Genomic DNA, 11,217 nt, shown 5'->3' on the forward strand with positions numbered 1-11,217 from the left:
GAACGATTGGCAAACCCAGCCTTCAAATACTGGCTAAATGCCCTGCCAGGCTCGGCAAAGCTGGTTAGACTCGCTGTTATCAGTGAGCACAGTGGCAGGCAATAATAACGGTCTTTTCGCCACACTTCTTAATGGACTTTTTCGCTCGGGCGTCATCACATGATTCAAGCAGCCTCGATAGACCAGCAAAGCTTCCGCAAGCTGTTGAGCCGCAACGTCGGCCTGCCCCTTGGGGTGGGGCTTCTGGGGGCCGTGGCGTTTGTCGCGGTGATCAACTACCTGCTCTCGGCCATGCAATGGGTCGAGCATACCGATCGGGTGATCGGCAATGCCAACGAGACGGTCAAACTGTCGATCGACATGGAAACCGGCATGCGCGGCTTCCTGATCACCGGCGACGAACGCTTTCTCGACCCCTACGAGGTGGCCAAGCCTAAAATTCTCGGCAGCCTGCAAAGCTTGCGCAGCATGGTCGAGGACAACCCGCAGCAGGTTGACCGTATCGACCGGTTGATGGCCTTGCAGCAGGCCTGGAACGACTTCGGCACCCAGATGATTACCCTGCGCCGCGACCAGGGCGACTACAAGGCATCGATCGGCAACGGGCGGGGCAAGCGCATCACCGACGAAATCCGCAAGGAATTCGACGGCCTGATCAGCACCGAGCAGCAACTGCGCATGGCCCGTAACGAGAAAGTCAGCTCGGTCACCGTGACCGCGATCTCGGCCTTCGTGCTGCTCATCGTCGGCCTCAGTGCCTTGCTGGCCTACCTCGGGCGCCGCGACCTCATGGCGCTGTCGAGCAGCTACGCGGAAAACCTCGAGGCCCAGCGGCGCGCCGCCGAGCGTCTGGAACACCAGGCCTGGCTGCGCAACGGCCAGACCCAGCTGGCCCAGCAGGTGCTGGGGCAACTGACCCTGCCGATGCTCGGCGACAACATCCTGCGCTTCTTCGCGACGGCCCTGGGCAGCGTGGTCGGCGCGGTATATGTACGCGACGAGCACGGCAGCCTGGTGCGTGTGGCCAGCTATGGCCTGAGTGCCGAAGAGCAGGCCCGCGAGCAGATCAAGGGCGACCACGATGGCTTGTTGGCCCAGGCCGTGCGTGAAGGCCGGCTGTTGCGCCTGGAGGACCTGCCCGACGACTATTACCGCCTGAGTTCCGGCCTTGGCAATGGCCTGCCGCGCAGCGCACTGCTGATGCCAGCCACCGATGATGGGCAGATCAACGGCGTGATCGAACTGGGGTTCCTGCGCCCGTTGCAGGCGCGCGATGAAGAGCTGATGGAGCGGGTTGGCGGCAACCTTGGCATGTCCATCGAAAGTGCGCGTTATCGCCAGCGTCTGCAGGAAGTGCTGGCCGAGACCCAGCAGTTGAACGAAGAGCTGCAAGTGCAGCAAGAAGAGCTGAAAACCGCCAACGAAGAGCTCGAAGAACAGTCCCGCGTGCTCAAGGAGTCCCAGGCCCACCTGGAGACCCAGCAGGCCGAACTGGAGCAGACCAACGAGCAGTTGTCCGAACGCACCGATGCCCTGGACCGCAAGAACGACGAGCTCAGCCAGGCCCAGCAAGAGCTGCAGGCCCGTGCTGACGACCTGCAGCGTTCAAGCAAGTACAAGTCCGAATTCCTTGCCAACATGTCCCACGAGCTGCGCACGCCGCTCAACAGCTCGCTGATCCTGGCCAAGCTGCTGGCGGAAAACGGCGAGGGCAACCTCAGCGGGGAGCAGATCAAGTTCGCCGAATCCATCTATTCGGCCGGCAACGACCTGCTCAACCTGATCAACGATATCCTCGACATCGCCAAGGTCGAGGCCGGCAAGCTTGAAGTGCGACCAGAAACCACCCAGCTGGTGCGCCTGGTCGAAGGCCTGCGCGGCATGTTCCTGCCATTGGCCGAGCAAAAGGGGCTGGTCTTCGAGGTCAAGCTCGAACCCCAAGTGCCGGTGACACTGTTCACCGACCGGCAACGGCTGGAGCAGATTCTCAAGAACTTGTTGTCCAACGCCATCAAGTTCACCGACCACGGCCAGGTCGACATGACCATCAGCTACCAGGCCGGCACCGGCATCGTGTTCGCCGTCCGAGACTCTGGCATCGGGATCGCCGCCGACCAGCAACAGGCGATCTTCGGCGCTTTCCACCAGGTCGACGGCAGCAGCAACCGCCGCTATGGCGGCACTGGGCTGGGCCTGTCGATTTCCCGCGACCTGGCGCATTTGCTGGGTGGGCAGATCAGCGTCGACAGCAGCCCGGGCCAAGGCAGCGTGTTCAGCCTGATCGTGCCGGAGCGCTACGAGGTTGAAAGCGAGGAGGTCGAGGCGCTCAGCCTGCGGCCTGCGGTCGACACACTGCCGCCGGCACCCAAGGTTTCCACCGCCACGGCACCGAAACTGCCGGCGCTTGCCTTCGCCGATGACCGCGACCGGGCGCCGTTCGACAACCGCTGCATCCTGGTGATCGAGGATGAGCCGAACTTCGCCCGGATCCTCTTCGACCTGGCCCACGAACTGGGTTACAGCTGCCTGGTGGCCCAGGGCGCCGACGAAGGCTTCGAGCTGGCCGCGCGCTACATTCCCGACGCCGTGCTGCTGGACATGCGCCTGCCCGACCACTCCGGCCTTACCGTGCTGCAGCGTCTCAAGGAGCTGGCCGGCACCCGGCACATTCCGGTGCACATCATTTCGGTCGAAGACCGCGTCGAGGCGGCCATGCACATGGGCGCGGTGGGTTACGCGGTCAAGCCGACCAGCCGCGAAGAGCTCAAGGAAGTGTTCGCCCGCCTGGAAGCCAAACTGACCCAGAAGCTCAAGCACATCCTGCTGGTGGAAGATGACGACCTGCAGCGTGAAAGCATCGCCCGCCTGATCGGCGACGACGATGTCGAGATCACCGCCGTGGCCATGGCCCAGGACGCCCTGGCGCTGCTGCGCGAGAACATCTACGACTGCATGATCATCGACCTCAAACTGCCCGACATGCTTGGCAACGAGCTGCTCAAGCGCATGACCGCAGAGGACATCCGTTCATTCCCACCGGTGATCGTCTACACCGGCCGCAACCTCACCCGCGAAGAAGAGGCCGACCTGCTCAAGTATTCGCGCTCGATCATCATCAAGGGCGCTCGCTCGCCTGAGCGTTTGCTCGACGAAGTGACGTTGTTCCTGCACAAAGTCGAATCGCAGCTGTCCCATGAACGCCAGCGCATGCTCAAGACCGCGCGCAGCCGCGACAAGGTCTTCGAGGGCCGCAAGGTGCTGTTGGTGGATGACGATGTGCGTAATATATTCGCCCTCACCAGTGCCCTGGAGCACAAGGGCGCCATCGTCGAGATCGGCCGCAACGGGCGCGAGGCCATCGAACGCCTGGAACAGCATGACGACATCGACCTGGTGCTGATGGATGTGATGATGCCGGAAATGGACGGCTTCGAGGCGACCCGGCTGATCCGCCAGCAAGCGCGCTGGCGCAAGCTGCCGATCATCGCCGTGACCGCCAAGGCGATGAAGGATGACCAGCAGCGTTGCCTGCAGGCTGGCGCCAATGATTACCTGGCCAAACCGATCGACCTGGACCGCCTGTTCTCGTTGATCCGGGTGTGGCTGCCGCAACTGGAGCGAATTTGACTAGCGAGCGCAACACCGACATCGAGATCCGGCTGCTGATCGAGGCGATCTACCTCAAGTACAGCTACGATTTCCGCAACTATTCCGGCGCTTCGATCAAGCGCCGGGTCCTTCATGCCCTGCGCCAGTTCGACTGCCTGACAGTCTCGGCGCTGCAGGAGCGGGTGCTGCACGACCCGGGCATGTTCATGCAGTTGCTGCAGTTCCTGACGATCCCGGTCAGCGAGATGTTCCGTGACCCAAGCCACTTCCTGGCGCTGCGCAACGAAGTGGTGCCGCTGCTGCGCACATGGCCGTCGATCAAGATCTGGGTCGCCGGCTGCAGCACCGGTGAAGAGGTGTACTCGATGGCCATCCTGCTGCGAGAGGAAGGCCTGCTCGAGCGCACCATCCTCTATGCCACCGACATCAACCCGCATTCGCTGGACAAGGCCAAGCAAGGTATCTACTCGATGCAGAGCATGCGCGAGTATGAAGAAAACTACCGCCTGGCCGGTGGCCGCCGCGACTTCGCCGAGTACTACACTGCGGCCTATGGCAACGCCATCATGGACAGCAGCCTGCGCGACAATGTGACCTTCGCCGACCACAGCCTGGCCACCGACAGCGTGTTCTCCGAAACCCAGCTGGTGTCGTGCCGCAATGTGCTGATCTACTTCAACAAGGACCTGCAGGACCGGGCCCTGGGGCTGTTCCATGAGTCGCTCTGCCACCGGGGGTTCCTGGTGCTGGGCAGCAAGGAGTCGGTAGATTTTTCGGCCTACAGCGAGCGCTTCGAGCCGCTGGTCAAGCCTGAACGGATCTACCGCAAATCATGAACGGCATACGTGCAGTGGTGATTGGCGCCTCGGCGGGCGGGGTGGCGGCACTGTTCGAGGTGCTCGGCGCGCTGCCTCCGGCGTTCACCCTCCCGGTGCTGTGCGTGCTGCACCTGCCGGACGACCGCCACAGCCAACTGGCCGAAGTGCTGCAGCGGCGCTTGCACCGGCCGGTGCGCGAGGCGTGCGACAAGGAACGGATCAGTGCCGGGCAGGTCTACGTGGCGGGGCCAAGCTATCACTTGTCGGTGGAGCACGACCTGACGCTGTCGCTGAGCCAGGAAGCACCTGTGCATTTCTCGCGCCCGGCGATCGATTTCCTGTTCATTTCGGCGGCCGATGCCTATGGCGACGGCTTGCTTGGCGTGCTGCTCACCGGTGCCAACGAAGACGGCGCCAAGGGCCTTGCCTACATCAAGAACAATGGGGGCCGCACAATTGTCCAGGACCCTCGCGACGCACAGGTCGCCCTGATGCCGGAGGCCGCGCTGGCCCTGCATCAGCCTGACCATATCCTTAATCTGAGCGGTATCGGGCAACTGCTCGCGACCCTGGAAATTCGCGCATGCTAAGCCACACCATCGCCAAACTGCTGATCGTCGACGATCTGCCGGAAAACCTGCTGGCGCTCGATGCCCTGATCCAGGGCGAAGACCGCGAGGTGCACCAGGCCCAGTCTGCCGAAGCTGCGTTGTCGCTGCTGCTGGAGCACGAATTCGCGCTGGCCATTCTCGATGTGCAGATGCCGGGCATGAACGGCTTCGAGCTGGCCGAACTGATGCGCGGCACCGACAAGACCAAGAACATCCCGATCGTGTTCGTCAGTGCGGCGGGGCGCGAGATGAATTACGCCTTCAAGGGCTACGAGAGCGGGGCGGTGGACTTTCTGCACAAGCCGCTCGACACCCTGGCGGTAAAAAGCAAGGTCTCGGTGTTCGTCGACCTGTTCCGCCAGCGCAAGGTGCTAGGTCGGCAGCTCGAAGCCCTGGAGCGCAGCCGCCAGGAGCAGGAGATATTGCTGAACCAGCTGCAACTGGCGCGGGGCGAGCTGGAGCATGCAGTGCGCATGCGCGACGACTTCATGTCGATCGTCTCGCACGAGGTGCGTACGCCGCTCAATGGCCTGATCCTGGAAACCCAGCTGCGCAAGATGCACCTGGCACGGGGCAACCTGGAGGCTTTCAGCGCCGACAAGCTGCAGGCTATGGTCGAACGTGACGAACGGCAGATCAACAGCCTGATCCGCTTGATCGAGGACATGCTCGACGTCTCGCGCATCCGTACCGGCAAGTTGTCGTTGCGGCCCAAGGTGTTTGACATCGGCCAGCTGGTGCGTGGCCTGGTGGAAAACTTCACGGCCCAGGCCACGGCGCTGGAAACGCACATTGCGCTGCAGTGCTGCGAAACGTTGCAGGGCGAGTGGGACGAGTTTCGGATTGAACAAGTGGTGGCCAACCTGTTGTCCAATGCCATGCGTTACGGCGAACGCAAGCCGGTGGAAGTTCGCGTGTTCGAACAGGATGGCATGGCCTGGGTTCAGGTGCAGGATCACGGCATCGGTATCAGCGCCGCCAACCAGCAGCGGATCTTCCAGCAGTTCGAGCGGGTCGCTGCGCAGCAGGCCAGTGGTGGGCTGGGGTTGGGGCTGTTTATCTCCGAGCAGATCGTCCAGGCCCACGGTGGGCGGATTCTGGTTGACAGCGAGGAAGGCCAGGGCGCCACATTCACCCTGCAATTGCCGCTGGCAACGTTCCAACAACAAAACGACCAGGCGCGGGCAACCTCTGCGTAAGCCTGGGGTCAGATGGCCAACTGTAAGAATTTCAAGGCGTTATCATGAGTGAAGATGCACAAGATGTGGTGCTGGTGGTCGAGGATGAACCGGCCATTCGCATGATTTTGCGTGATTACCTGGCAGGCGAGGGTTATCACGTACTGGTGGCCGAAGACGGTGAGCAGGCCTTCAAGATCCTGGCGAGCAAGCCGCACCTGGATTTGATGGTCACTGATTTTCGATTGCCAGGGGGCATCTCGGGGGTGGAGATCGCCGAGCCTGCGGTAAAACTTCGACCGGAGCTCAAGGTGATTTTCATCAGTGGCTACCCGGCGGAGATTCTCGAATCGGGCAGCCCGATCACGCGCAAGGCGCCGATCCTGGCCAAGCCGTTCGACCTGGATACCCTGCACGAACAGATTCAGGCGCTGTTGCGCTGAGGCAGCTGGCCTTCGCGGCGGTGCGGCGATCCGCTTTGCCCCGCGAAGAGGCCCTGGCAGGCTATCGCAGCGTCCGCTCGATCCCACCGACCAGCAAGTTCTCCATCAGCTCCAAGCCTTGCGCTTGAGGCAATGACTTGAGCAACCCCGGCAGTTGGTTAAGCAACGTCGCCAGCACATGCGCAGTAGCCTCCAGCGCTTGCCCTGGCAGTTTCGCCTGCGGTGCAATCAAACGCAGCAACCCTGCCTCATAGCGCTTGCGCAACGACGCCAGGTGAGTCTGTTGCGCCTCGCTCAAACAACATAAATCCCGCTCTGCCAGGCGAAACTGCAAGGGCCGCTCGGCATGCAACTGCCAATGCGCTGCGATCAGGCACGACAACGCCGATGCCCCCCGGGCCATGGCGCGGCGGCCTTGGTCCAGGGTGGCCTGCAGCTCCTCGTACAACTCTTCGATCAAGTCGTACAGCAGGTCCTGCTTGCTCGGGAAGTGGTGATACAGCGAACCGGCGGTCAACCCCACGTGGGCTGCCAGTTCACGCATGCTGACCTGGCCAAAACCCTTTTCGGCAAACAGCGCCATGGCCTGGTCACGTCGCTCTTCAAAGCTGGCACAGCGCATCGCAGCGTTGACCGGGGGCATGGCACTCGCTCCTCAATAGGTGAAGAAACCGCGGCCGCTTTTGCGCCCCAGCCAACCGGCCGCGACCATTTCCTTGAGCAACGGGGCAGGGCGGTACTTGCTGTCATTGAAGCCCTCATGGAAGGCCTCCATGATCGCCAGCAGGGTATCCAGGCCAATCAGGTCGGCCAGTGCCAAGGGGCCGATCGGCTGGTTGCAGCCCAGGCGCATGCCGGTGTCGATGTCCTCGGCACTGGCCAGGCCTTCCTGGCGCACGAAGATCGCTTCGTTGATCATCGGCACCAGGATGCGGTTGACCACGAAGCCTGGGCGGTTGCCGGCGGTAATCGGGGTCTTGCCGACCTTTTCGGTCACCAGCAAGGCCTGCGCGTAGGTGCTGTCGCTGGTCTGCAGGCCACGGATGATCTCGACCAGGGCCATCATCGGCACCGGGTTGAAGAAGTGCACACCGATGAAGCGCTCCGGGTGCTCGATGCTCGCGGCCAGTTGCGTGACCGACAGCGACGAGGTGTTGGTGGCAATCAGGCAGTCGGCGGCAACGTTGGCGGCCACTTGCTGCAGAATGCGCTGCTTGAGCTGCAGGTTTTCGGTGGCCGCCTCGATCACCAACTGCGCGCCACTGAGCTGGGCATAGTCGGTGCTGGTGCGGATGCGGGTTCTCGCCCCCTCGGCTTTGTCGGCGTTGAGCGTGCCTTTGCTGACCTGGCGCTCCAGGTTTTTGCTCAAGGTTGCCACGCCACGCTCCAGCGCGGCATCGGACACGTCCACCAGCAGCACCTGGTAGCCCGCCACCGCGCACACTTGAGCGATACCGTTGCCCATGGTGCCTGCGCCGATCACGGCAATTTGTTCAATGTTCATGGGGCAGTTTCCCTCAGACGCGCTCGAAGACCACGGCGATGCCTTGGCCGCCGCCGATGCACATGGTGGCCAGGGCGTAGCGGCCCTGAATGCGGTGCAGCTCATGAATGGCCTTGGTGGCGATGATCGCTCCGGTGGCGCCGACCGGGTGGCCAAGGGAGATACCCGAACCGTTCGGGTTGACCTTTTCCGGGTCGAAGTCCAGCGCACGGGCTACGGCGCAGGCCTGGGCGGCGAAGGCCTCGTTGGACTCGATCACGTCCAGGTCCTGCACACGCAGGCCGGTTTTTTCCAGCACCTTGCGGGTCGCCGGGATCGGGCCCAGGCCCATCAGCTCGGGCTCGACGCCGGCATGGGCGTAAGCCACCAGGCGTGCCAGCGGCTTCAGGCCCAGACGGCGCACGGCGTCACCGCTGGCCAGCACCAGGCCGGCAGCGCCGTCGTTGATGCCACTGGCATTGCCGGCGGTGACGGTGCCGTCTTTCTTGAACACAGTCTTCATGGCGGCCAGCTGTTCTGCGGTGACATCGCCACGCACATGCTCATCGACGCTGAACTGCACGCTGCCTTTGCGGGTTTTCAGTTCCAGCGGGACGATCTGGCTGTTGAAACGGCCTTCAGCGATGGCGCGTGCGGCGCGGCGCTGGCTGGTCAGGGCCAGCGCGTCCTGCATTTCACGGGTGATGCCATGCTTGGCCGAAACGTTCTCGGCGGTGATGCCCATGTGGAAGTGTTCGAAGGGGTCCTGCAGCACGCCGACGGTGTAGTCGATGCCTTGCAAGTCGCCCATGCGCGCGCCCCAACGTGCCTGCGGCAGCAAGTACGGGCCGCGGCTCATGGACTCGGCGCCCGCCGCCAGGGCCACGTCGGTGTCGCCCAGCAGCAGGCACTGCGCTGCCGAAACAATGGCTTGCAAGCCCGAGCCGCACAGGCGGTTGACGTTGAAGGCCGGGGTTTCCTTGGGGATGCCAGCGTTCATCGCCGCCACCCGGGCCAGGTAGGCATCACGCGGTTCGGTGGGGATCACGCTGCCCATCACCATGTGGCCGATCTGCCCGGCATCCACGCCGGCACGCTCGATGGCGGCGCGGGTCACGGCGGTGGCGAGGTCTGCCAGCGGCAGGTCCTTGAGAGAACCGCCAAAGCCACCAATGGCTGAACGGACGGCACTGACGACGTAGATTTCTGCGCTGCTCATAAGGGCTCCGATTGCGAAGGCATGGCGGGACCGGGCCTGGCTCTGCGAGAATGGCCGGCGATCCCTTTGTTCACCCGAGTCTAGGCAAAGGCTCTGCCAGAGCCTATGCCGGATCTGTTCATTCAACCTGGCAGTTTTTGCCACTCAGCATAGACAGCGAAACCCGCCATGCGCGATAGCGATACGGTCGCCGTGTACTTCCTCAAGGCCATGCTGCACGCCCTGCGCGACCGCCCGGACGTGCGCGATGCACACCTGCGTGCGGTCGGCATCGATCCACAGTGGCTCGACCAGCCTCAGGCCCGGGTGCCGGCCAAGGCATTCGCGCAGCTGTGGCTGGCGCTGATTCAACGGTTGGACGACGAGTTCTTCCGCCTCGACAGCCACGGCATGCCGCTGGGCAGCTTTGCCTTGATCTGCCGCGGCCTGATTCTGGAGCCGAACCTGGAAAAAGCCCTGCGTCAGTGCATGGGCGGTTTTGGCTTGTTCCTGCGTGACCTGCGCGGCAGCCTCACGGTGCGCGCGGGCAGGGCAGTGATCAGCGTGCAGTCGAGCATCGCCGACCCGCTGACCCGGGTATACGCCGAGGAAACCTACCTGGTGCTGATGATCGGCCTGCTGTGCTGGCTGGCGGGGCGGCGCATCGGCATCGACCGCACCGAACTGGCGGTGTCGCGCCCTGCCCAGGACGACGACCTGCTGCTGTGGGGGCCTGACCTGCGCCTGGGCAGTGGGCGTACCGAAGTGGAGTTCGACAGCGCTTACTTGCGCCTGCCCGTGGTGCAGAATCTGCAGGCTTTGAAGGGCTTCTTGCGTAGCGCGCCCCAAGGCCTGGTGATTCGCTTTCGCAACCAGAATGGCCTGGTGGCCGAGGTCTATCGCCACCTGCGCGCGCGGCGCTATGGGCAGTGGCCGACCTTGGCGGCTTTGGCGCAGCAGCAGGGAACCAGCGCCAGCACCTTCCGCCGGCAGTTGGAGCGGGAGGGGCGTTCGTACCAGCAGATCAAGGACGAAGTGCGCCGGGCGATGGCGTTTGAACACCTGCGCGAAGGGGTACTGAGCATCGCCGAAGTGGCTGAGCTGGCGGGGTTTCAGGAACCCAGCGCGTTTCACCGGGCGTTCAAGAAATGGACCGGGCAGAGCCCGGGCAGCTATCGCGCCAGGTTGGTTGCGCGGTAAGTGTGCCCGTACCGGCCGCAAACAGGCCGGTACGGGCAATCAGCAATCGATCACGCCGGAACCATGGCAAACCCGACGCCGAAGCGGTTCCAGGCATTGATGGTGGCGATGGCCAGTGTCAGGTTGACCACTTCCTGCGGCTCGAAATGGGCTTGCAGCGCCTCGTACTCAGGCTGTGGCGCACCGCGCTCAGGCAGGCGGGTCAGGTTTTCTACCCAGGCCAGCGCGGCGCGCTCGCGCGGGGTGAAATAGGCGGTTTCCTGCCACACACTCAGCGTCTGCAGGCGGGCTTCGGTTTCGCCTGCTTTACGTGCGTCATTGGCATGCATGTTGATGCAATAGGCGCAGCCGTTGATCTGCGAAGCGCGCAGGCGCACCAGTTCGAGCAACGAGTTTTCCAGGCCGCTCTTGGCCAGCGCCTGTTCCAGGCCAACCATGGCTTTGTAGGCTTCCGGTGCGTGCTTGGCCCATTCGATACGCGTGTTCATGGTGTTCTCCAGAAGGTGTGGGGTGGACATGGCGCTACCTTAGCGCTGTGCGTCGATCGGCCCGATAGCCAATCGCAGCGTTTGCCGGGAGGCCAATCGGTGCATTCAGGTGGCCACTGAGGTGCATCCAATCTCTTCATTTCTGCCAAGGCCTGCAAGCCGGGATAATGGCCAGGTCTTGCAACAGGA

Annotated in this window: 10 protein-coding genes; 6 read left to right on the forward strand and 4 right to left on the reverse strand. The window is 63.2% G+C overall.

Annotation, left to right across the window (positions count from 1 at the left end; genetic code table 11):
- The first annotated feature begins 159 nt into the window (after positions 1–159).
- From DJ563_RS03960 to DJ563_RS03980, 5 genes are read left to right on the forward strand one after another with little or no spacing between them, the layout of a single operon-like run.
- Positions 160–3,627, forward strand: a complete 3,468-nt coding sequence (locus DJ563_RS03960) for a response regulator (RefSeq protein ID WP_434518857.1) — start codon at positions 160–162, stop codon at positions 3,625–3,627.
- Positions 3,624–4,445: a CheR family methyltransferase gene (locus DJ563_RS03965; RefSeq protein ID WP_274099270.1), complete on the forward strand. Its 822-nt coding sequence runs from the start codon at positions 3,624–3,626 to the stop codon at positions 4,443–4,445. Before DJ563_RS03960 ends, DJ563_RS03965 begins: the two co-directional genes overlap by 4 nt.
- On the forward strand, positions 4,442–5,017 hold the full coding sequence (locus DJ563_RS03970) for a chemotaxis protein CheB (RefSeq protein ID WP_434518858.1): 576 nt from the start codon (positions 4,442–4,444) through the stop codon (positions 5,015–5,017). Before DJ563_RS03965 ends, DJ563_RS03970 begins: the two co-directional genes overlap by 4 nt.
- Complete coding sequence (locus DJ563_RS03975) at positions 5,011–6,237, forward strand: hybrid sensor histidine kinase/response regulator (RefSeq protein WP_274099272.1); 1,227 nt, start codon at positions 5,011–5,013, stop codon at positions 6,235–6,237. The genes DJ563_RS03970 and DJ563_RS03975 overlap by 7 nt, the downstream gene beginning before the upstream one ends.
- 44 nt (positions 6,238–6,281) lie before the next feature.
- Positions 6,282–6,659, forward strand: coding sequence for a response regulator (locus DJ563_RS03980; protein ID WP_186661272.1), 378 nt, complete (start codon positions 6,282–6,284; stop codon positions 6,657–6,659).
- Positions 6,660–6,720: 61 nt separating this feature from the next.
- Here the strand turns inward: DJ563_RS03980 and DJ563_RS03985 are convergent, their stop codons facing one another.
- Genes DJ563_RS03985 through DJ563_RS03995 form a run of 3 tightly spaced genes read right to left on the reverse strand, consistent with a single transcriptional unit; the run spans position 6,721 to position 9,361 of the window.
- The gene (locus tag DJ563_RS03985) at positions 6,721–7,302 is read right to left on the reverse strand and encodes a TetR/AcrR family transcriptional regulator (RefSeq protein WP_274099273.1); all 582 of its coding nucleotides are present in this window, start codon (positions 7,300–7,302) and stop codon (positions 6,721–6,723) included.
- 12 nt (positions 7,303–7,314) lie between these two features.
- Positions 7,315–8,163: a 3-hydroxybutyryl-CoA dehydrogenase gene (locus DJ563_RS03990; RefSeq protein ID WP_274099274.1), complete on the reverse strand. Its 849-nt coding sequence runs from the start codon at positions 8,161–8,163 to the stop codon at positions 7,315–7,317.
- Between the two features lie 13 nt (positions 8,164–8,176).
- Positions 8,177–9,361 carry an acetyl-CoA C-acyltransferase family protein gene (locus DJ563_RS03995; protein WP_434518859.1) on the reverse strand — a complete coding sequence of 395 codons (1,185 nt, stop codon included), beginning with the start codon at positions 9,359–9,361 and terminating at the stop codon, positions 8,177–8,179.
- Between the two features lie 168 nt (positions 9,362–9,529).
- On the opposite strand from DJ563_RS03995, the gene DJ563_RS04000 reads away from it, so the two are divergent.
- Positions 9,530–10,540, forward strand: coding sequence for an AraC family transcriptional regulator (locus tag DJ563_RS04000; protein WP_274099276.1), 1,011 nt, complete (start codon positions 9,530–9,532; stop codon positions 10,538–10,540).
- Positions 10,541–10,590: 50 nt separating this feature from the next.
- Here the strand turns inward: DJ563_RS04000 and DJ563_RS04005 are convergent, their stop codons facing one another.
- Positions 10,591–11,028 carry a carboxymuconolactone decarboxylase family protein gene (locus tag DJ563_RS04005; RefSeq protein WP_274099287.1) on the reverse strand — a complete coding sequence of 146 codons (438 nt, stop codon included), beginning with the start codon at positions 11,026–11,028 and terminating at the stop codon, positions 10,591–10,593.
- Between the last annotated feature and the right edge of the window lie 189 nt (positions 11,029–11,217).

The sequence above is a fragment of the Pseudomonas sp. NFX1 genome (genome assembly GCF_051123555.1).
In the GTDB taxonomy this organism is placed as follows: domain Bacteria; phylum Pseudomonadota; class Gammaproteobacteria; order Pseudomonadales; family Pseudomonadaceae; genus Aquipseudomonas; species Aquipseudomonas capeferrum.